Origin of the sequence: Parapedobacter luteus (assembly GCF_900168055.1) — a bacterium.
GTDB classification, from domain to species: domain Bacteria; phylum Bacteroidota; class Bacteroidia; order Sphingobacteriales; family Sphingobacteriaceae; genus Parapedobacter; species Parapedobacter luteus.
In genome coordinates this window covers 42,921-65,211 of the sequence record NZ_FUYS01000014.1, presented here as the reverse complement: position 1 = coordinate 65,211, position 22,291 = coordinate 42,921, and the positions used below count along the sequence as shown (strand labels likewise).

At 48.7% G+C, this 22,291-nt stretch carries 19 protein-coding genes; 10 read left to right on the top strand and 9 right to left on the bottom strand.

From position 1 onward, the window contains the following. Positions 1-21: 21 nt before the first annotated feature. The 3 genes from B5X72_RS18960 to B5X72_RS18950 are packed head-to-tail and all read right to left on the bottom strand — an operon-like array spanning position 22 to position 2,037. On the bottom strand, positions 22-414 hold the full coding sequence (locus B5X72_RS18960) for a DoxX family protein (RefSeq protein WP_233632761.1): 393 nt from the start codon (positions 412-414) through the stop codon (positions 22-24). Continuing rightward, positions 411-1,643 (bottom strand): RNA polymerase sigma factor, encoded by a 1,233-nt coding sequence (locus B5X72_RS18955; protein WP_245827025.1) that lies wholly within the window; start codon positions 1,641-1,643, stop codon positions 411-413. Before B5X72_RS18955 ends, B5X72_RS18960 begins: the two co-directional genes overlap by 4 nt. A gap of 46 nt (positions 1,644-1,689) precedes the next feature. Then, the gene (locus tag B5X72_RS18950) at positions 1,690-2,037 is read right to left on the bottom strand and encodes a YciI family protein (protein WP_079718503.1); all 348 of its coding nucleotides are present in this window, start codon (positions 2,035-2,037) and stop codon (positions 1,690-1,692) included. A 183-nt stretch (positions 2,038-2,220) separates the two neighbouring features. Here B5X72_RS18950 and B5X72_RS18945 point away from each other — a divergent pair, with 183 nt between their 5' ends. Both B5X72_RS18945 and B5X72_RS18940 read left to right on the top strand, forming a co-directional pair. Next, a complete protein-coding gene (locus B5X72_RS18945; protein ID WP_139378784.1) occupies positions 2,221-3,252 on the top strand; it encodes a L,D-transpeptidase in 1,032 nt (343 codons plus the stop codon). A gap of 65 nt (positions 3,253-3,317) precedes the next feature. Then, complete coding sequence (locus B5X72_RS18940; protein ID WP_079718501.1) at positions 3,318-4,112, top strand: murein L,D-transpeptidase catalytic domain family protein; 795 nt, start codon at positions 3,318-3,320, stop codon at positions 4,110-4,112. 21 nt (positions 4,113-4,133) lie between these two features. Here the strand turns inward: B5X72_RS18940 and B5X72_RS18935 are convergent, their stop codons facing one another. Beyond that, positions 4,134-4,319, bottom strand: coding sequence for a hypothetical protein (locus tag B5X72_RS18935; RefSeq protein WP_079718500.1), 186 nt, complete (start codon positions 4,317-4,319; stop codon positions 4,134-4,136). A gap of 244 nt (positions 4,320-4,563) precedes the next feature. On the opposite strand from B5X72_RS18935, the gene B5X72_RS18930 reads away from it, so the two are divergent. From B5X72_RS18930 to B5X72_RS18905, 6 genes are all read left to right on the top strand, one after another. Further along, entirely contained in the window at positions 4,564-6,714 is a 2,151-nt protein-coding gene (locus tag B5X72_RS18930; RefSeq protein ID WP_079718499.1) for a phosphocholine-specific phospholipase C, read from the top strand. Positions 6,715-7,116: 402 nt separating this feature from the next. After that, positions 7,117-8,028 carry a GLPGLI family protein gene (locus tag B5X72_RS18925; RefSeq protein WP_079718498.1) on the top strand — a complete coding sequence of 304 codons (912 nt, stop codon included), beginning with the start codon at positions 7,117-7,119 and terminating at the stop codon, positions 8,026-8,028. Between the two features lie 41 nt (positions 8,029-8,069). Continuing rightward, positions 8,070-10,748 (top strand): carboxypeptidase-like regulatory domain-containing protein, encoded by a 2,679-nt coding sequence (locus B5X72_RS18920; RefSeq protein WP_079718497.1) that lies wholly within the window; start codon positions 8,070-8,072, stop codon positions 10,746-10,748. A 65-nt stretch (positions 10,749-10,813) separates the two neighbouring features. Beyond that, a complete protein-coding gene (gene fabF / locus B5X72_RS18915; protein ID WP_079718496.1) occupies positions 10,814-12,052 on the top strand; it encodes a beta-ketoacyl-ACP synthase II in 1,239 nt (412 codons plus the stop codon). A gap of 373 nt (positions 12,053-12,425) precedes the next feature. Beyond that, the gene (locus B5X72_RS18910; protein WP_200122039.1) at positions 12,426-13,589 is read left to right on the top strand and encodes a pyridoxal phosphate-dependent aminotransferase; all 1,164 of its coding nucleotides are present in this window, start codon (positions 12,426-12,428) and stop codon (positions 13,587-13,589) included. Positions 13,590-13,684: 95 nt separating this feature from the next. Continuing rightward, the gene (locus B5X72_RS18905; RefSeq protein ID WP_176146265.1) at positions 13,685-14,836 is read left to right on the top strand and encodes an AEC family transporter; all 1,152 of its coding nucleotides are present in this window, start codon (positions 13,685-13,687) and stop codon (positions 14,834-14,836) included. Here the strand turns inward: B5X72_RS18905 and rmuC are convergent. Further along, entirely contained in the window at positions 14,833-16,197 is a 1,365-nt protein-coding gene (gene rmuC, locus B5X72_RS18900; protein WP_079718494.1) for a DNA recombination protein RmuC, read from the bottom strand. The genes B5X72_RS18905 and rmuC overlap by 4 nt on opposite strands. Positions 16,198-16,252: 55 nt before the next feature. Further along, a complete protein-coding gene (locus B5X72_RS18895; protein WP_079718493.1) occupies positions 16,253-17,434 on the bottom strand; it encodes a formimidoylglutamase in 1,182 nt (393 codons plus the stop codon). Positions 17,435-17,630: 196 nt separating this feature from the next. On the opposite strand from B5X72_RS18895, the gene B5X72_RS18890 reads away from it, so the two are divergent. Together B5X72_RS18890 and B5X72_RS18885 are read left to right on the top strand one after the other, a co-directional pair. Beyond that, positions 17,631-18,680 carry an NAD-dependent epimerase/dehydratase family protein gene (locus B5X72_RS18890; protein ID WP_245827024.1) on the top strand — a complete coding sequence of 350 codons (1,050 nt, stop codon included), beginning with the start codon at positions 17,631-17,633 and terminating at the stop codon, positions 18,678-18,680. Then, entirely contained in the window at positions 18,677-19,969 is a 1,293-nt protein-coding gene (locus tag B5X72_RS18885; RefSeq protein ID WP_079718492.1) for an HAD-IB family phosphatase, read from the top strand. Before B5X72_RS18890 ends, B5X72_RS18885 begins: the two co-directional genes overlap by 4 nt. A gap of 362 nt (positions 19,970-20,331) precedes the next feature. On the opposite strand, the gene B5X72_RS18880 is transcribed toward B5X72_RS18885, so the two are convergent. The 3 genes from B5X72_RS18880 to B5X72_RS18870 all read right to left on the bottom strand — a co-directional run bounded on the left by B5X72_RS18880 (position 20,332) and on the right by B5X72_RS18870 (position 22,288). After that, on the bottom strand, positions 20,332-20,916 hold the full coding sequence (locus B5X72_RS18880; protein WP_079718491.1) for a 5-formyltetrahydrofolate cyclo-ligase: 585 nt from the start codon (positions 20,914-20,916) through the stop codon (positions 20,332-20,334). Between the two features lie 103 nt (positions 20,917-21,019). Continuing rightward, the gene (efp, locus tag B5X72_RS18875) at positions 21,020-21,580 is read right to left on the bottom strand and encodes an elongation factor P (RefSeq protein ID WP_079718490.1); all 561 of its coding nucleotides are present in this window, start codon (positions 21,578-21,580) and stop codon (positions 21,020-21,022) included. A gap of 87 nt (positions 21,581-21,667) precedes the next feature. After that, positions 21,668-22,288, bottom strand: coding sequence for an ABC transporter ATP-binding protein (locus B5X72_RS18870; RefSeq protein ID WP_079718489.1), 621 nt, complete (start codon positions 22,286-22,288; stop codon positions 21,668-21,670). Between the last annotated feature and the right edge of the window lie 3 nt (positions 22,289-22,291).

Genomic DNA, 22,291 nt, shown 5'->3' with positions numbered 1-22,291 from the left:
ACAGTACATAAGTGACCGAAGTTAATTCATTTTATGGTTAATAGAAACTTTTCTGGCTGGCGGTCTGAAATACCACGACAGCGCGGTCAGCGTTAGCAATAACACGGGACCAAATAGTTCCATTATGGAATCACCGGATGCGACGTGCGAAAATATAGCCCCCAACATCGCAAAGAAAAAACCTGCGTAAGCCCATTCCTTCAATAAGGGAAATCTGGGGATAAGGACTACGGCCACCCCAAGAATTTTCAAAGTCCCAAGCAAAGTCAGCAAATAGTCCGGATAACCCAAGTGTTTCATTGCTTCGACTTCTTCGTCCATTTTAATCAATTGCACGATTCCTGTTGAGAGCATTCCCAACGCCAGCCAAAGGGTGGCAATCCAATAAAGGATTTTGTTTCGCTTTGTCATCATGTTTGCATTCGTTTTAAAATAATTTTTCTTTCCGTCTCCGTTTTTGCAAGGGAAAATGCGCGTCGAAGATTTTCAATAGCCTTTTTATCGCCGACGCCTTTGTAGAGTTCGCCGAGTAAGGCGAAATAAAAATGACTGTTTACCAGTTTGAGCTTCTTAGCTTCTTTCAATGCCGTTTCTCTTCCGTCAGCTTTGTATAAGGCATAGGTGCGATTGAGTGCCACGGCAGGCGAATAGTTGATCAGTAGCAATTGATTATAAAGTTGCAGGACCTCTTCCCATTTTTCCCTTGTGTCTGTTCCAGTGCAATGGCAGGAGGCTATTTTGGCTTCGAGATGGTAGGAAGTGATTTCGTTACCTGCGGCCGACCGGCCGAGGAAATACATTCCTTGGCGGATTAGACTTTTGTCCCAATTACATGCATGCTGCTGTTCATACAGTACAAAATCCTCTTCGCTGGTTTGCCGCGCACTAAACCGGGAAGCGTGAAAGCACATCAGCGCCATGAGCGCATTGGTTTTAGGTGTGTTGGTGCTTTCATTCTCAATAAGTAAGACTCCCAATCGCAGGGCTTCATGGCATAATTCTTCCCGCAAAATCTGATTTTTGGTTTTCGAATAGTATCCCTCGTTGAATAGCAGGTAAATAATGTGCAGCGCATTGTCCAGACGGGTGTTAATTTCGCTGTTGGGCGGAAACTCCATCTTGATTTTTTCCGCTCGCAACCTCTCTCTTGCACGGAATAACCGTTTATTGATAGTCTCCTTGTTGGTAAAAAACGCTTCGGCAATTTCCTCGATGCTGAAGCCACAGAGTATCCGCAACGCTAAGCCTATTTGCGCTTCGCTGGCAATGGCTGGATTACAAACAACAAAGAGCATTTGCAATTGGCTGTCTTTTATTTGCTGCGTAGAAAAATTTACCTCAGCCATTTCTTCCGCCATTTCCAACTTGCTTTCCCATTGGGGGATGACTTTGTCCGCTAAGATTCTGTTCCTACGGAAGTAGTGAATTGTTTTTTGTTTAGCAACGGTATAGAGCCACGCAGTGGGGTTGGGTGGTAGCCCGCCCTCCTTCCAAGATTCAGCCGCTGTTGCAAACGTTTCACTGACAAGGTCTTCCGCGGTTTCGATGTGCTGCAAACCGTACCGTTTGCTAATCACAGCGACCATTTTGGAAAATTCCTCGCGGAACAAATTTGCAATAATTCCGGTGTCGTTATCCATCATCAACTGCAAAAACCTGCGGGCAAACCGCCGGTTTTGATTTATTTATTTAATGTTGTTCGTACACAGGCCTAATCTCAACACTGCCGCCCTGATCGATGGCGGGGCACCCGTGGGCCAGCGTTGTGGCTTCTTCCAGGTTATCGGCCTTAATCCGCAGAAAGCCGCCCAGCATTTCGTGCACCTCTACAAAAGGGCCATCGGTCACCACGCCACTTTTTTTCAGCACTTTGCCTGTAGATTCGAGCCGGGGGCCGGCGTTTACCACTTTTCCTTGCGCCGCGATACTGCCTACCCAGTCATTCCATTTTTTGCCAAGCTCCTGCATTTTTTCAGGGGTCACCTCACTTTCGTCGGTATTAAAGGGCAAACGAAAAAGAAACATAAACTCTTTCATGGTCTTTGATGTTAAACGATTGAATATACGAATTACAATTGAATAAGGATTGATACGGTTATCATTGGACAAGTTCGGAATATTTTTTTTAAAAGGTACACTTTTAGTGGCAATTGGAATGAACGCAAACCTTTTATATATCTTTGATAATATGCATCGATGGTGCCAAATTTGTTTAACTATATGAGATTATTTTTGTATCCAGTCATTTTCTTTGTTGTACCGTTTATTTTTTCATGCAACCATCAGCGCGAGAATTCACAGGATGAAGCGGAAAGGCGAAAAGCAGATTCATTAGAACAAGTAAGATTAGCCGAAGAAGAGGAGCGCAGGCGCCCACGGACGGCTGATGATATCCAACTTTCCAAAGATCTGGCCTATGATCAATATACACTTGCCGATGAGTATCCTTACAAGGATACGGTTCGGGTATTCCAATGGGATAAAATCAAGGAGAAACTTGCGTATGTGGATAATTTTCAACGAGGTAACAAGCAATATGCGGTATTGCAGAATTATAAAAACAGAAACGGCGAAGCGCCCGTTGTGGCAAACTACGTACGGAATGCCTACAAGCGCGTATCTGACACACTGGGGACCGAGCGCTACCAGTCCGTGCCGCTGTATCGCGAAGGCAATAGCGATGTTCCCATCATATACGGCCGGGACGGTTCGTTGGTTGAATTGTTGAGCAGTGACACCATCCCGATGGTCAAGATAACGGGTATATCTTTCGAAGGTACCTGGGAAGTGCCCAAAAGATATGTAAAGGTCATTGGCGACACCGTGACGTTTCACCATGTCATTGTGGTGGATGTGACCAATCAAAATATCTGCACCATCGAACGTTCCGAAGAAGCGTCTTGGCGGATATTGAGCATGAACCCGGCCACGTCGGGGGTGCATAAGCCTCCATACTCGATGGAGACCCCGGTTGGTATCTTTGTGCTACAGGAAAAGAAACCAAAAATGTTATACTTGAAAGATGGAACTAAAACCATACAGGGCTATGCGCCACATGCAAGCCGTTTTACCAACGGCGGATACATCCATGGAGTCCCTACACAGCACCCCGACGCCAGCATCATCGAGTACAGCGCTACCTTGGGTACTGTACCCCGATCACACATGTGCGTGCGTAATGCGTCTTCGCATGCCAAGTTTATTTACGATTGGGCAAAGACCTTCCAATCGTTAATCATCGTCATTGATTGACATTATTTAACATTTGGCTATTTATATTATTGCTAACTTTGTAGCTGACGTAAAGAAGTGTGCCTATGAATAAGTTGATGCTGATGATGATAGTTGCGGTTGTTGCAGGCTTAGGCTTTCATCCATCTCACGTTAATAAAGCGGAAAACAAAGAAACCAAACCCATCGATTCAGTGATTCCATCACCCGAATTTTCGGAAACCCAAAGACTCTACGACAGCTTGAACCTCCAATCCATTCTTGACTATGAGGCTTTTGAGCAAGCGATGATCGGTTATAAAACAATTCCGGCAAAAAATAAAGATATTCTTACCGTAATCGACTTTACTCGGCCTTCCACGGAAAAAAGAATGTATGTGTTGGATATGAAAAACAAAAAAATGCTGTTTCATACCATCGTTTCCCACGGCCGTAACAGTGGAGGGAAATACGCTACTAAATTTTCCAATAAACATGGTTCTTTGCAAAGTTCGCTCGGGTTTTATCTGACCGATGCAACCTATCAAGGGGGCAATGGCTATTCCCTTCGGCTGACCGGCTTGGAGCGCGGCATCAATGATCAGGCGATGGCCCGGGCGGTAGTCATCCACGGTGCAGACTATTGCAGCGAAGACGTGATACGTGCTACTGGGAGACTGGGGAGAAGCTATGGTTGTCCAGCGTTGCCCAGAGCGCTGAATCGGCCAATCATTGATACCATTAAGAATGGGTCATTGCTTTTTATTTATGCAGGAAGTGAAGAATACATGGCCAACAGTAGTGTGCTGAAAAATCATGAACGCCAGCGTTCAAAAACGATGCTGGCGCAAAATGAAAAGGCGAGCTCGGGGCAGACCGCACCGAATACGATGGTGAATTAAGAAGGCCCAACGCAGAAAAACTCATTCTTTGTCTTTGGTATTACGGATCAACGAGATACCTGATGAGAAAAATATCAGGCCCAGGATGCCCACGACAATCAATTCACGTACTTGGTTGCTCTGTTGTACTACCATGACACCGGTGTAGATAAGCCCACCTATACCCAAAACGGTAAGTACGGTGCCAAAAATTCGCTTGATATTCATCCGTTAATGTGTTAGTCTTCAATGGTCGGGCAGAACCTTAATGATTAAAGACATGACTGCTTAATCATTTCGCCTTCAGTGCGCTTTCGCTTTAATGCAAACGGTGGTTTAACGCCGCAATATCCATGCCTGTTTGCAAGTTCAAGTTGTTTCGTTTTATTGCCCTTTGGCAAGTACTGTCGTTTACCCGTTTTAATACTTTTTATCTTATCTTTAAGCGCTATTTCAACCTTTTTAAACGCATATGTCCAAGTTAAACAGGAGAGATTTCATCAAGTTGTCCGCCACAGCGGGACTGGCGACAACCATTTGGGAGCCACTCTTACAAAAAGCACTGGCCGTAGAAGCCTACAACGCTACCCGCTCCATCAAAGACGTACAGCACATCGTCATCCTCATGCAGGAAAACCGGTCTTTTGACCATTATTTTGGTGCCATGAGGGGCGTTCGCGGGTTTGGTGATCGATTTCCGATACCACTCGAAAGCGGTCAGCGTGCTTTTCATCAGTCAGACGGCGAGAAAATAGTACCACCGTACCGGGCCGATGCGAAAAAATCAAACGCAGCATTTATCAGTGGTACTCCGCATAACTTTCCGGATACCCAAGCAGCCTGGAATCAAGGCAAGTATGGATTTTGGCCGTTATTCAAGACCCCCTATTCCATGGCCTATTATACCAGAGAGGAGATTCCTTTTCAATATGCCATGGCGGAATATTTCGCAATTTGTGATGCCTACTATTGCTCCGTCGCCACGGGTACGGATCCTAACCGAATTGTGTTCTGGTCAGGGTCTGTACACGACCCGGACAAGCGTGCAGCAGGCATCAATTGCACTGATGCAGATTCGGAGCCGGTCAATTTACGGTGTTGGATAGAAGGGGAGATGCCCGAACCGGGCTACACGTATCAGGGGAGTGCCTTCTCATGGCCTACCATACCGGATGTGTTGCAGGAGGCCGGGATTAGTTGGCGCATATATCAAGATCCCAATGACAATTGGACAGGAGCCATGCATGGCTGCTTGGCATTTGAGAGCTTCCGAAATGCCAAGCCTGGTGATCCTATTTACGAAAATGGTATGCGGCATTGGTCGCTTGAAGACCTAGCCAATGATGTCAAAAATAATCGCCTGCCGCAGGTGAGTTGGATATTGCCTTCACAAAGCAACTCTGAGCATCCGGGGGCACCCTCGAGTCCTTATCGGGCATCCAACTTTACGCATCAGGTTCTTTCGGCCATTACATCCAATCCGGAGGTCTGGAGCAAGACTGTTTTCTTTCTGACCTTTGACGAGAATGATGGCCTTTTCGATCACCTGCCGGCACCTGCGGTGCCTTCTTACAACCTGGATGGGACACTTGCAGGTAAATCGACGCTGGAGTTGGCAGGCATGTACTTTCATAATGACAAAGACAACCTTGATGATATGGAGGCCGAGCGTGTCTACATCGATAAACGAGACACCATCTCCGGCAATTTACGACCTTGGGGTATGGGACCGAGGGTTCCGATGTACATCCTGTCGCCTTGGAGCAAGGGCGGATGGGTAGATTCTGCCGTAGCAGATCACACATCAGTAGGGCAATTTATTGAGAAAAGGTTTGGTATTACCATTCCCGCTATTTCTCCGTGGCATCGCGCCATCAGCAGTGATCTCACATCGGCATTTGATTTTGTCACGCCGAATGATCCGAAAACTCCTGTTATGCCGGATACTTCTGGGTTCGAGAAGAAGGACGCAGCCTCCCGGGCATTACCCACTGCGGCAGCCCCTCAACAACCCGCCCGGCTGTATCAAGAACGGGGCAGCCGCCCTTCAAGAGCACTTCCCTACCGCCTGCACTGCACGTTGAAGTACCTGCAAGACGATAGGCAGGTACGATTGGTTTTTGAAAACAAGGGGCATAAAGGCGCGGTATACCATGTATATGATATGAACCGGCTGGATAAGATACCCCGGCGCTACACGGTGGAAGCGACGAAATCGTTAATGGATGAATGGGATGTGATCGATAGCAATGGCTGCTATGACTTAGAGGTATACGGTCCCAACGGTTATTTTCACAAATTCTCGGGGAATATCAATGATGACGAACCAGAAATTCAACTGGAGTATGACCAGATAAACGGTGGTATTTTCGTTTTGCTACGGAACAGTTCCTCGGTTCCGATGCACATCGAAATAGTAGCCAATGCGTACGATTATAAAAAGGCTGAGGTCGTTTCCTTGGGCGCGGGAGAACTGCTGCGAAAATACATCGGCCTTAGAGAAAGCGGCAACTGGTACGACTTTACCATAAAAACTAAAGCCGGCTTTTTGCACCGGTTCGCCGGGAGGGTAGAAACTGGTAAACACAGTATTAGCGACCCTGCGATGGCAACTGAAATATAGTACCGGTTGTAAATTAACTGCATTTCGATCAACCGGCCCGATGGCTCAAGTATACCTTCCAGGATCGGCTTTGGCTGGGCGGCGGTTCCCCCAACTATGAGTCGTTTTCGGCCATTGCAGAATTTAGTATCAGCGCGTTGTTTACCCTAGCTGTTCTACGATTTCGGTCATACTTTCGACGCTGGCGGGTGGGGATGCAATACAAGTACCCAAGAACCGGGTGGGAGATGCCGATCATTTAATCTACGAACAATTCGTATTTAATTTGCTTGTTTCGTAATATTACTATATTTTCGTAGTCTGTTGGGTAGGCTGTATTATGAGACTTCATCTATAATGTAGACTGATAAACGGAATGATTTAAGTGGCGCGAATGGACGCGTCTAACAAAAAACAAATGTTATGCGAATAAAAATGAAGTGTTTTTGTTTTCTATTATTTACAGGATGTTTGGCAACAACAACCAAAGCGCAGCAAAGCGAACCGGCGCTTGCCCGCGTGCTTTATGAATTCACGCACATCAACGACACCCTGCAACCCGACAAGCCGCATAAAGAGGAAATGGTGCTTTACATAGGGCAGCATGCTTCGCTCTACGGTTCCAATACGGGCGAACAGATCAACCAGCAAATCCAAAAGCAACTGGAAGACCCTTCGTTCGACGGCAACCTCACCATCACCGGAAGCGGCCGCACCACACAGGAGTCATACTACGCGAAGCCGGGAACACAGGCATTCAAGCAGCTATCCCGTGTGGCAGGGGAAACATACTTGGTGGACGAAGATTATCCGGCTATTGACTGGCACGTATCCGACGAGACCAAGGAGATTGGCGGCTATACGGCACAGAGAGCCACCGGCCGGTTCAAAGGCCGGGAATACACGGCATGGTTTACCACGGAAGTGCCCTTTCAGGCCGGTCCCTGGAAGCTGCAGGGACTTCCGGGCCTGATTCTCGAAGCCGTGGACAGCCGGGAAGACGTGGTTTTCCGCTACGCGGGTTTCGAGACCTTTGAGGAAAGCGAAGCCGCGGTATTGCTTCCCGACAACGCAATCCCGACCACGCAAAAAGCGCTGGATAAGCTGGTGGAAGCGTATAAAAGAAACCCCCAGGCAGCACATAACGCCCGCTCGCAAGGCACAGCAACGGCGGGGGGAGGCAGCGGACGTCCCGTGGTACGCGTGGGAGCAGGCGGAGGAAACGCGATGGCTTCTATCGACCCTTCCCGCATCAAAAGCGTCAATGTGAAAAAGGACAATACGCAGATATCTCCCGTGGACAATAACCCCCTTGAACTGGAAGATAACCGTTGATTGTACCCTTCGGACTGTCGGAAAAATAGCAGACTGTATATATGACAAGATGTTTGGTTACCTTATTCATCCTCTGCTTGGGTCCGGGTGTGCTCGCTCAACAGCAAACCATCCAGGGTTCGCTCAAAACTACTGACGGTAAACCGGTACCCCATGCCAGTGTGACCGTGCGCAATCCGCAGGACCGCATTGTGGTCTTTAAAACCAGTGATGCGAGCGGCAATTTCAGCATTGTCCTGCCTGCCGCAGTGCCCTTAGACAGCCTCCACCTGCTGGTCAATCACCTCGGCTACGCGGGTGTAAACCTGCCGATTTCGCGCGAACGCAGCTACTATGACATTACTCTCCAGGAAAAACCCATCGACCTCTCAGAGGTGAAGGTAAAAAGCCGCCCCCGCATCGATACGCGCGGCGACACACTCCGCTATGACGTAGGCTCCTTTGCCAAGGCAGAAGACCGCAGCATCGGGGATGTACTAAAACGTATGCCGGGCATGGAGGTGAGTGAAAGCGGACAGATCAAATACAACGGGCAGAACATCTCCAACTTTTACATCGACGGCGATGACCTGCTCGACGACAAATATGCCATCGGCACGAAAACCATCCCCCATGCCATGGTGCAGAAGCTGGAGGTGCTGCAGAACCACCAGCCGCTGAAAGTGCTCAAAAACAAAACCCTCAGCGACCGTGTGGCACTCAACCTCGTCATCAAAGATGAGGCACGTCTCAAACTCACCGGGCAAGTCAAAGCAGGCGCCGGCCTGCCCCACCAATATGACAGCGAGCTGAATTCCATCCTCTTCAACAAGAAGTACAAGATGCTCAACGTGGTCAAGGGCAACAACGTGGGCGAAGACCTTGCGTCCGACTTCACGGCATTCGGCCTGTCCGATATGCTGACAGGCGCCGGCAACTCCCGCCCGCAGGCGCTGCTCTCGTCGGGCACCGCGGGTAACCCGCCACTGCCCAAGCAGCGTTATTACTTCAATAACTCCGGGTCGCTCAACCTCAACAACCTCGTGAACCTGAAAAATGGGCTTCAGCTAAAGGCAAACATCAACGGCCTGCTGGATGGCAACGACATGGCTTACAACAGTTGGAGCGAACTCTACCTAGGCAATGATACCATTCGCTACAGCGAATGGCAGGACATTGGCCGCGATCCCTTTCTCACCGGTGTTAGCCTCACCGCCATGGCCAATGAAGAAGGGCATTATTTCAACAACGTATTCAAGCTGAGCTATTCAGGCGATATGGGTTCGTCTGCCTTACTGAGCAACGACATGGACATGCGCCAGGGCCTGCACAACCGCTTACGCGACTTTGCCAACACGCTGGAGTACACGCCGGCGCTGAAAAACGGCAACGTGATCAACCTGTATTGGTATGTCAATCACTTCAATCAGCCCCAGACGCTTATCATTACACCCGGCATCAACGAAGAAGTGCTGAACGCTGGCGTGCCGTTCGCCGGTATCCGCCAATTCGGTGAAATCCCTTCTTGGTTCAGCCGGGCATCGGCCGCCTACCGGCTCACCAAAGGGTTGATCCGCCAGCGCTACCGGACCGGCGTGATCAACGAATGGCAACGGCTGCATTCGGCCCTGCACCTCACCCAAACGGACGGCCGGGAGACACCTTATGCCGGCAGTGAGGACAATAACCTGCACTGGCAGCGGCATCAATTTTTTTTAGACGGCACATATGAATACAGGCAGGGACCGTGGGAAGCCACCGCAACGCTTCCGCTCGCCGTGCAGCGCATCGCCTATCACGACGATGCGTTTGCCCTAGACGAATCGAAAATCCGCCTGCTGTTCAATCCGTCGATGCGTTTGAAACGCATGATGACCAGGGAAGACTACCTTTCGCTTGACTATCGCTATACCAACCACATGGGCAATATCAACGGGGTATTCCGGGGTACGGTACTAACCAATTACCGGAGCATGGAGGCGAATGACGCCGGCTTGCAGGAGCGCGACAGCCATAATATAGGGCTGCGGTACCATTTCCAACGTGCGATCAGCATGCTTTTCATGAATGCGGGGGTCACCTATGCCAGGTCAACTGCCAATACCATCGCCGCGAGCGTCGTCACGGACAACATTGCCCGTACGGTGCTCCTGCCAATCGATAACGACGTGAGCAGCGTCAACCTCAACGCGGGCGTGAGCAAGTTTATCTTTGCCCTCGGGGCGACAGCCAGCCTGAGAGCATCCTGGGGCACCAGCCGCTTCAACCAGGTGCTCAACGGTGAAACGCTCCCCTTCAATAACCGCTCGCTGACGGTAAATCCGGCCTTTGAAGCCCGGCTTTTAAACAAAGTGAGCTTCAATTACAACGGCGTGGCTACCTGGACGACCAGCCGACTGATATCAGGAGAAGCCTCCACCCATATGCCCGACCGCCAAATTAGGCTATTCGACCAGACAGTCAGCGTTTCTTACTCACCTTTCAAAAGCACTTTCCTCCGGGTGAACGGCCGCCACCAATATACCAGTCAGGCGCAGCTCAATGACATCTCCTATTTCTTCGCCGACGCAAATATCCGCTATACCCTAGCCAAATGGCGTACCGATATCGAACTCAACCTAACTAACCTGGCTGATGTCACCGCTTACGAAACCTATTCGCTGTCGGCCAATCGACTGGGATACAGCCACTATCAGCTACGCGGCAGCATGGCTGTATTAAAAGTCATCTTCAGCTTGTAATACGTCGGAGAAATAGATTATACCGTTCGGTATATTTTTGTTACTTTTGCCGAAATTGTAAAATCATGACAAGAGTGGTCATTACCGGCATGGGGGCCGTCACTCCCCTTGGCAACGATGTCAATACGTTTTGGCAGAATATTCTCGGCGGTGTAAGTGGTGCCGGATCAATCACCCGGTTTGATGCCGAACGGTTTCGTACCCGTATTGCCTGTGAGGTAAAGGATTTTTCACCCGAAAAATACCTGGATCGGAATGAAATCAAGCGAAGTGACTTGTTTACTCAATATGCGCTATATGCAGCATCGCAGGCGCTGGAAGATGCAGGGTTGGATCTACCTGCAATGGATCCGTTTGATATTGGCGTGATCTGGGGTGTAGGCCAGGGGGGCATGGAAACTTTCGAACAGGAGGTGACAAACTATGTGACCGGAAGTTATGTGCCTCGGTTTAGCCCATTTTTCGTCCCTAGGCTTATTGTTAACCTTGCTTCAGGGATGATATCGATGAAATTCGGTTTACAGGGCATCAATTACACAGCGGTATCGGCATGTGCGACCTCCAATACGGCGCTCATGGACGCATTTAACTACATCAAAATGGGCAAGGCGAAAGTATTTGTTTCGGGCGGTTCGGAAGCGCCTATTACCCCGGCTTCCATCGGCGGATTTTCCGCAATGAAGGCCATGTCGGCCCGCAATGACGACCCATTGCATGCCTGCAGACCGTACGATCAAGATCGAGACGGTTTTGTCATGGGGGAAGGTGCTGGTGCGCTGGTGCTCGAGGAGTATGAGCATGCTAAAAAGCGGGGAGCCCACATTTATGCAGAGCTTGTTGGTGCGGCCATGACAGCTGATGCCTACCATATGACCGCGCCGCATCCAGAGGGAATCGGAGCATCAAAGGCTATGACACTGGCCTTGGAAGAGGCTAAAATTGCTCCGGAAGATCTGGATTACCTCAATCCGCACGCTACGTCGACGCCAATAGGTGACATCAGCGAACTAAAAGCCGTGGTCGCTGCTTTAGGTGACACCAGCAACCTGCATATAAGCGCGACCAAGTCAATGACCGGGCATTTATTGGGTGCAGCCGGGGCCATCGAGGCAATAATCGCGATAAAAGCCATCAATGACCAAGTAGTACCCCCTACCATCAATGTAGACAACCTGGATAATGCCATTCCCAAAGGCATCCACATCGTCACCAACGAACCGCTACCGCGAACGATCAATGCGGCTATGAGCAATGCATTTGGTTTTGGTGGACATAATGCCAGTGTTGTCTTTAAAAAAGTCTAACATTTATATTTCAGGGTCTTTCAGTTGATTAACAAATGCCTTGCCGGTAGTAAATAAATCGGTAAAGCATTTGTTAAGATGTTGTAATATCTTGTTTCACTTTGCTTGGAAGTATTGGTGGTGGTTTTTGGTGAACTGGGTGTTGCTTTTGTGTTTTTGTTTTATGTTTAGGTTATTATTCGGTTGTTTTGTTTGATTTTTATGTGGTATCGGTAAGGTTTTTAAAAAAAAATAACATATTTATTGGTATTTTGTCTGTATAAATCCGTAATATTGCATTAGCTATTCCATTTTGGGAGACCTTTATTAAGTTTTGGTGGTATTTTTTTGTTGGAAGACAATTGACGGTAATATTTAGGCCATGACCAAAACAATGACAAACAGAAGAACCTGGATTAAGTCCAGCTTGCTAGCCGCTGGTGGTTTAGCATTAGCGCCGTCCCTCTCATTGGGGAAGAACAAGGTGGCTGCAGCCACCGCATCGCCGCAAGGTATACTGCGAGACATCACGTTGCCGTGGGACGATACTGCGCCGGCAATGCAAGCTCGCTTATCTGCTAATGAGAACCCATATGGGCCATCGGAATCAGTTCGCAAGGCAGTGGCCGATGCCGTGGGGTTCGGTAATCGGTACGGGCATGAAGATGCGGCACGGCTGATTGATATGATTGCCGAAAAAGAAGGTGTGACGCGCGATTACATTATGCTGGGGCCGGGGTCTACGGATTTGTTGGAGAAAACTGCGATATCGCTTTTCCTGAAAGGCGGCAACATTGTTTCGGCCGATCCTTCGTACATGTCCATGATGAATACGACACGGGCTATCGGCGGAACTTGGAAACCGGTGCCCCTGACGGCTGATTACGCGCATGACCTGGACGCCATGGCCGCTGCTGTAGACAGCGAAACCAGGCTAATCTATGTCTGCAATCCCAATAATCCATTGGGGTCAATTACGTCGGCGGCCGCACTGAAGCAGTTTTGCTCAACGGTCTCAGCCAAAGTGCCGGTGTTTATTGATGAGGCTTATTTGGAATTTTTACCGGATCCAGCGGCAAATACGATGGTGGGACTTGTGGCGCAGGGCAAAGATGTCATCGTGGCACGAACGTTTTCAAAAATCCATTCGATGGCCGGGCTGCGTATCGGATACATTGTCGCTCAGCCAGAGCGAATCAAGTCGCTGAACTCGATTGTAAGGGGTACGATGGGTTTGTGTGTCACCTCATTGAGTGGGGCTATCGCCAGCATGCAAGACAAGGCTTTTCAAGAGAACAGCCGTAAACTCAATTTAGAATGCCGGGAATATTTGTGTAACGAACTGAAAACGCTGGGCTACCCGTATATTCCTTCACTCACCAATTTTGTTATTTTTCCCATAAAAAGCGATGCTCAAGCCTTTCAGGGAAAATTGCGCGAAGGCGGAGTAAGTGTACGCATGTTCGAAATCGACGAAAAACCATGGTGCAGGGTCAGCATGGGTACGATGCCCGAAATGGAATTGTTTACCAACGTGTTGAAGAAAATCACCGTGTAATTCCCGGTTTCAACATTCCCTGCGGTTTGTATGTTTACCCTGCTATGGCAGGCGGACATACAAGCCGAGTAAAGCCCTAAGACACACTATCTCGAATGAATCCGGCTATAGCTAAGACCATATCACTTTTACTGCTTATCGTTGTGGGGCTCTTGCTCCGCAAGGCTTTGCACAAGGCCGAACATCATCAGGCCCTTAAAATACTGATCCTGAACATTGCATTGCCTGCGATTATTTTTGTGGCATTGATGAATACGCAGATGAACGCCGACCTGATTTGGCTGCCGCTTTTGGCTGTCGCATTTAACTTTGCGATGCTCGGTGCCACCTGGCTGGTATTGCCACGATTGTATGGTATCCGAAGTAATGGAGCGGATATGCGTACGCTGTTGTTGCTTATCCCATCTTTGGCGCCGGGCATGTCATGTTTTCCCTTCTTGCTTGAATATGTGGGCAAAGAAGCCGTGGCGCTTGGGGGCATCGCCGATTTGGGCAACAAGGTATATGTGCTCATATTCTGTTACCTATTGGCTATGCACTGGTATTTTAAGCAGGCAACCGCTCCCAAAGTACGCGGGCGCCAGCGCCTGAAAGCCTTGTTGGCTACGCTGATGAAAGAGCCGGTAAATTTGGCGATTTTTGTGGCGCTTATTTTGTTGGGCTTTGGTTTGCATTTTCAAGATCTACCAGCGTTTATGAGCAATCCCATAACCATGCTGAGTGCTTTGATGACGCCCGTTATCTTACTGTTCATCGGCATCACGGTCAAATTTAAATGGACGCAATTTCGAGTAATTATCAGTTTACTCTTGTTCAGGGCCGGAATTACCTTTCTGTTGAGTGGCGTGTGCTTGCTGTGGATGCCGGGTCTCTCGGCTACCCTGGCAATCGTCGCTATTGTGTTTCCCCAAAGTGCTGTAAGCTTTTGGCCTTTGGCTCATATTTCCACCGTGTCAGCCATGGAAAAACACGGGCGAATTGGTTCATCGCCTACGTTTAACCCTCAATTGGCGCTCAACGTGCTGGCTTTGTCGCTGCCCTTCTCGGCGACGATCGCACTGGCGGTGTTCAGCACTAATGGTTTCTTTTTGGAAATTCCGAATCTCTTTACAACGGGAGGGCTCTTGCTGGTCATGGCCATCACGCCGGTTTTGCTCCACCGTATGCATATGGCAAAGTGGCGTCCGGCACGACGGAAAGAAACGCTTGATGCACCGCAGAGCCAAGAAGAGCGGGTGGCGCTTTAGTCGCCTTCGTCCAGCAGATTATTGTCAATCTGCTTGCTTGCCCTCGCACCCAGCTTTTTGAGGTTTTCTACTTTTCGAATGACATTTCCGGGGCCGGTACCAAGCTTCTTGGTGGCCTCTTCATGCGAACGTACAGCCCGGTTCAACTGCTCACCCACCCGGTCCATGTCCTGCAAAAAGCCCACAAATTTATCGTAGAGTGCCCCCGCCTCTTTCGCGATTTCAAGCACGTTGCGTGTCTGTCGCTCCTGTTTCCACATGCTGGCTATCGTGCGCAGCGTGGCTAGTAAGGTAGAAGGGCTTACAATGACCACTCTGCGGTCCCAAGCATCGCTAAACAAGTCGGCTTTGTATGTGATAGACATGCTGAACGCCGATTCTATGGGCATGAATAAAAGTACAAAATCAGGTGAATTAATGTGGTAAAGGTCGTGATAGTTCTTCGCGGAGAGGCTTTTGACATGGTTTTCTACCGATTGGATGTGCTGTTTGGCAAAAATCTCCCGTTCTTCATCGGTCTCCGCATTTACCCAGCGTTCATAAGCCAGCAGTGATACCTTGGAGTCAACCACCAGGTGCTTTTCATCGGGCAGGTCGATGATGGCGTCGGGCTGAAGTCGGCGGCCGTCCTCATCGGCCATGGATGCTTGTAGCCGGTATTCGCTATCTTTTACCAACCCAGAGCGCTCCAATACCCGCTCAAGAATGACTTCTCCCCAATTGCCCTGTTTTTTACTGTCGCCCCGGAGCGCCCTTGTCAGGTTGTTGGCCTCATCTTTAATGCGGAGGCTCTGCTCCATTAACTGTTCCACGACACCCTTGAGGGTATTGCGTTCAGCGGCCTCTGTCTGATACGTTTTTTCAACCTTCTCTTCGAAAGTCTTAATCTTTTCTTTGAGGGGATTGAGTATTTGATCGAGGGTCTTACTGTTTGTCTCGGTAAATTTCTGGGTTTTTTCTTCCAGAATACGGTTAGCAATCACCTGAAATTCGGTATTGAACTGCTGCTTGATCGTTTCAATTTCGGCTTTCTGCTCTTGTAGCCTCTCCTGTTGTGATTTGTAATAAGCACGGGCGCTTTCCAGCGATCGTTCAGCCTGGGCTAGTCGCTCACGTTCCTGCTGCAGTTCGCCCAACAGGCGTTGCTGTTCTTCGCGCAATATGCCGGTAATATGCTCCTTTTCGGCCGCCATACTTTGAATCTGCTGCTCCGCACGGGCCAGTTGGAGAGCCAAGTTTTCTTTTTCTTTCCTTAGCAGTTCCTGCTCAGGGTTATGTGTGGGTGATTGCGGGCGTTTGAAAAACAGCAAGGCCGCAATGACCAGGACAACAACGGCAATAACGATGAAGTACAATTCCATGATGAACAAAGATAACAAAAACCGGCCACCGGCTACTGATCACCGATTGCTGACACTATATCAGCTTCTGGTGTGTTTTCCACCACAAGTCGGGCATTTCTCCAGACACCGCTAGTTGATAGTCCTCATATCGGCAAGGGACGAGGTGGTAGCGCTCGTTTACCGATTTGGTGCCTGAATAAGGCACCTGCATCCACCAGCGGTCGGACTTCTTGCTTTTGACAAACACCAGCTCATAGGCATCGTTGTGCACCGATGTTCGGTAGGTGATATAGGCAGATTTCGGAACGAGCGGAGCATCGTGCTTCCGGTTGTAGAAGCCGTCAATAAAATACCAAATCATCTGCGCCAGCAGTATCGCTGTTTGTTCGCGGTTGTCAAACGAGGGATTATACTCATAAAAACCTATGGAAGTGAGTTTGTCGCTCATGCCTGCATATCGGCAGATGCGGCATGCTTCATCGCCGAACAAGCCGTTGGGCGTTGCATACGCATTGCCGGGAGCATCCGAAAACCGGATCGCATTTATATCAAAGCTCATCATGTCTGCCGCCCGGATGATGGGCTCAACATGTTCCACAGCGTTGGTAATGAGGCCTAATCGCATTGCATTGAAATAGAGTTTGTCATACATGGTGATGGACTCCCTGCTCACAAAATACGTCTGGTATGCGAGGTTGCTCAAATTAAAGAGATAGTCGGGCTGATGGAGAATGATGTGGTTGAGATAAGTAAGCGAATTGAGTGGAGCGTTTTCGGTGTTTTCTTGGTCGAGATCAAAGCGTGAATCCACTATCGCTACTTCAACCTTTTGTTCAAGCTTTTCGTAAGCAAGGTATTGTGCATAAGTAATGTCTTGGCCGCCGCCTACGATAATGGGCATAATGCCCGATTTGATAAGCTCGGTGCATACCGCCTTCACTGCGGCATAGGTATCCGTTACGGTTTCGCCGGGCTTGATGTTGCCCAAGTCAGCCAACCGCAGTTTGTACTCGCCCTGATTAAGCGCATAAAAATGCCTGCGCATGATGTTTGCCGCTTCAGCACAGCCTAAGTTGCCGATGGCCATCCGGTCATCCAGCACCCCGAACAATGCTAAATCCGGTTTATCCACTTCCAAATCAGGGAACTCCAGTTCGTGGACTTGTATTGATGCCCCCATCTGGGAGCCGAGAAAACCGGTTTCCGGTGTGAAATCCTGTGAAACAATGGAAGAAAAGAAAACAGATAGGGACATGTTGTCGTGCGTTGTCTGGCAAATTACTGTTGCAAACTTACACAAAATGCACATACTGCCCAAGCATAATCAGCAAAGGTCGTCTTGCCAACGCATCCTCAAAATTTCGAGTATTCCGCACGAGCTATCGTTCAGATAAGGCGCCACCAAGCATCGCCCATGCATGCCCGTTGCCGATAAAAAACAAGTTATTCGAATGAAAATTCCGTTTATTCCCTTACTTTTGGGCACATCATCAACTATTTCTAATACGGCGGTGGTTTTAGTAACAGGAGGTACAGGTTTTTTGGGTTCTACGCTGATTAAGCAGCTGCTGGCCGACGGTGAGCATATCCGTGCTACAAAACGGAAAACGTCCATCATTCCCCCTGAATTAGGCGGCTTGCCTGGCTTGCAGTGGGTCGACGCTGATATTAATGATTTTTTTGCCCTGCAAGACGCCTTTGGGGGAGTAACACAGGTATATCATTGTGCAGGTTTGATTTCGTACCATGCCGACGATCGGAAACAACTGACCGCCGTAAATGTCGGCGGTACTGCCAACGTGGTGACGCTGGCATTGGAACAGCGGGTCCGGCTGTTGCATGTCAGTTCCATTGCTGCGGTTGGCCGTGCTAAGACGAATAGGGAAATTACCGAAAGCGACCTCTGGGAATATGATTCCAGCCAGTCAGGTTATGCGATTGCTAAATACGAAGCCGAAATGGAGGTGTGGCGCGGTATTGCCGAGGGCCTGGATGCGGTTATTGTAAATCCCGCTCTCATCATCGGCCCAACGGCAAGAACAACCGATAATGGCGCAAGTGGGACTATTTTTGCCATGCTGCGCGATGGTCTGCAATTTTATACCGATGGATCGGTGGGATTGATCGATGTGGAAGACGTGGCCAAGGCGATGATATTACTGATGAAAAACCCGGCCATTACGGCGGAGCGATTTCTGCTGAGCAACGTTAATATGACACACAAAGAGCTATTGACAAAGTGTAGTGTGTACTTCAACCGGCCCGCGCCGAAATTCAGAGCCACACCGTGGATGTTGGGCGTCGCCTGGCGTGCCGCCGGGGTATTAGCGCTGCTTACAGGTAAACGACCCCTCCTCACGCAGGATACGGCCAAGTCGTCCGTTCAAAAAATGCAGTTTTCCAATAAAAAAATTGTAGAGACGACAGGAATCACATTCAAACCGATAGACAATTCCTTACGTGAAATATGCATAGAACTGTTAAAAGCGACACGACATTGACAAATTATTATATCATTGACTTTGATAGCACGTTCACGCAAGTGGAGGCACTGGATGAGCTGGCCCGCATCTCTTTAGCCAATCATCCCGCCAGGGAACTTATTTATGAAGAAATCGAACGGTTGACCAACCTATCCATGAACGGGCAGCTTTCGTTTAGGGAAAGCCTTTCCGGGCGGGTAAAACTGTTGGAAGCAAACCGCGAACACCTGAAGAAACTTATCACTATACTCAAAAAGCGGGTATCACCTTCCTTCTCCCGCAACCGAGAGTTTTTTAAGAAGCACAGCGACGGCGTGTTGATTGTCTCCGGCGGCTTCAAGGAGTTTATTGTGCCTGTGGTGAGTCCGTATCATATTAAGCAAGACAACGTTTACGCGAATACATTTATCTTTGACGAGCAGGGAAACATCACCGGATATGACGAAAACAATCCTTTGTCTGAAGAGGGGGGCAAGGTTAAACTTCTGCGGCAACTCCAATTGCCAGGCAAAATCTATGGTATTGGTGATGGGTATTCGGATTTTCAGTTGAAAGAGTCCGGCCTTATTGAACGGTTCTTCGCATTCACGGAAAATATCGAACGCAAAAGTGTGTCCGAGCGGGCCGATCACGTTACCCCCAGTTTTGACGAGTTCCTGTATGTAAATGATTTACCGCGTGCCATTTCCTATCCTAAAAATCGTATTCTTTGCCTTATTGTCGGCGATGTGCCTGAAATTGCAGCACACATACTCAAGCGTGACGGTTTTTCTATCCGCGTAAAGGAAACGGTTGAAGAAAAATACGTAAAGGATGTTGGCATGCTTCTGCTTGGCAAGGACATCCGGTTGGATGATGCGCAATTGGCACAGGCTGACAAACTGAAGACCATCGGCTATTTGGGAGACAGCAAACACCGTATCAACCGGAGTATCTGCAACGAAAAGGGGATTGTCCTTTTCGACGATAAAAAGGATAAAAAACGCAATAGCGAGTTTATCCCCCGCCGTATGGCGGATTTTATCAACAAGGGCGATACCTACATGAGCCGCAACTTTCCGAACCTGATTTTGCCTAAAATTGAAAAAGCGCACCGCCTGCTCCATATTCATCGTAATGTGCCGGGGGTAATGGCGCAAATAAATAATGTCTTTGCCGAAAACCAAATTAATATCGTTGCCCAGTTTTTAATGACCAAGGGCGACATTGGTTATGCGGTGACGGATGTAGACGCCCAGTACGATAAGCAGCTGCTTAAGCAATTGAGGCAGATAGCCAATACTGTAAAGTTCAGGGTGCTGTATTGACCGCCATTTGATAGAGGCCTGCCCAAAAAATAGAGAGGGAGTTGGGGATCCCTCTCCGGCGCGATAGAATTGTTTATAATACATGAAGGCCACACCGCGGACAATTCTGGGAAACCGGGCGTGTGTTTTTAATTTTGTTTTGCACTTTTGACTTCTAAAGCTGATGCCGGCGATATTTCAGGGCTAACTTCGTGTTTTTTTTATTAAAAACCGAAAAAATGGGTGGTTTTTTTGATTTTTTGTTGGGTATTCGTATCTATCCTTGATGATTCGTGTTTTTTGCTTTCTTCTAATCGTTGCTTGGGCTTATGGTGCGATGAATTGTCGGTTTGTTCAGTATATGTCGGTTGTATTTTGTCTGATCAGTGACCAAAGTTCCATATCACCCAAGGCGTAATACATTTATTGAGCCTTACGTCCCAGTTGTCGGCATCTTCAATGGAGTTGACCGGCTCAAACAGCGATAATCCGATTTTTACCGTGTCCGGTCGGCATGCCTGCAAGAAACGATCGTAAAACCCTTTGCCATACCCTACCCGGTGCCCCTGGCGGTCGAAGGCAAGCAGCGGCACAAAGACAATGTCGATTTCAGCGGAGGGCACTGTGGTGCCGCTATCGGGTTCGGGGATTCCCCAGTGATTAACGTTAAGTACGGTGCCTTCTTCCCAAACATAATGCTGCATCGATAGGGTGGTGCGATTGCTTTTGGATAACGCGAGGCGCACATGTGGAAAACGTTGTCTTAACCATGCAGCAATAGCATAGGTGTCCGGCTCATGGTTGCCCTTGATTGGAAGGAATATATGGATGGTTGAATGGGCCGGGAAGTCCACTTTCTTTACCTGAGTTAGCAGTTGATGGTTTAGCTGTTTGAACTCCTGGTCAGCGAGAAGCATCCGCTTCTCGCGGTAGATTTTGCGCAACTCAGATTTAGTCGTTGGGTGCATAGCGGCAATTACGTTTGTCGCAAAGGTACAATAAAAACATCGGCCTCGAGGCGGGGAGCCCCAAGACCGAATAATCAACCTAAACCTAAAAATTTGAATTCTTTTATTTCACACGCTCGATGTAGTCACCTGAGCGGGTATCAATTTTCACCTTATCTCCTTGGTTTACAAAGAGCGGCACCCGTATCTCCACGCCCGTCTCTACAGTGGCACTTTTTAGTGCGTTTGTGGAGGTGTCCCCTTTTACGGCTGGCTCTGTATAAGTCACTTCCAGCTCTACCGTAGTAGGTGCCTGCGCCATGATTGGCTCATCACTTTCCATCGCAACGAGCACCTGCATACCTTCTTTCAAAAAGCGTGCCGAACTGCCAAAAAGGGCCTTCGGTATATTAAACTGTTCAAAGGTTGTGTTATCCATCACGACGAATGCATCACCGTCTTCATATAGATATTGGTAGTCATTGGTTTCAACGCGGGCGATCTCGACTTCTTCATCCGTGCGAAAACGGTATTCGACGAGTTTCCCAGTTTTCACATTGCGCATTCTCGCTTGGTAAAACGCCCGCAGGTTGCCTGGCGTGCGATGGATGTACTCTTCAACAGACACCAACTCGCCGTTGAAACGCAGGATATTGCCAGTTTTTACTTCTGAAGCTTTGGCCATTGATTCTTGATTTAATACAGTTGCTTAAATGTCGTCAAAGATACGAAACACGTCCCCTATTTACAAGAAGGCCGGCAAAAAGGGGGGTCACGCTTTATAGTCCGTGATGTTGATTAAGTGCTCACAAAAGCCATACTCTTTCTCCTGATTGGAGCAAACCAGCACCAACCGATTGCCCTTTGTTTTGTCTACGAGGTCGAGATACCAATCTACACCTTGGTGGTCCAAATTGGTAGTAGGTTCATCTAAAAGGACCATCGGTGTGTCCGTATAGCACGCCAGGGCCAACTTGACACGTTGTTTCATGCCGGACGAAAAGAAGCGGATTTGTTTGTCTTTGGCATGCTGCAGACCAAGCCGTTCCATTAAGCGCTGTTCATTAACGCCGTGTAGGTAATGTTTATGCTTAAAATGAAACCTGATTTGCTCTGCAAGTGTAAATTCTTCAATGAGCTCCATGTACGGAGCCACTAGCGAGATGTACCGGTAAATCGCTTCCGGCTTAACGGAATGATCGCCGATGGTATAGCGAATTTGGCCCTTAGACGGGGTAAGGCTGGAAGCAATGACCTGAAGCAGGGTAGACTTGCCTGATCCGTTGGGTCCAAGGATTGCATAACAGCGCCCTGCTACAAATTGGTAAGTCACCCGCCGGAATACCCAATCCCGATTGAATCGTCTGCCAATATCTGCAAGGGTGATTTCCATGGC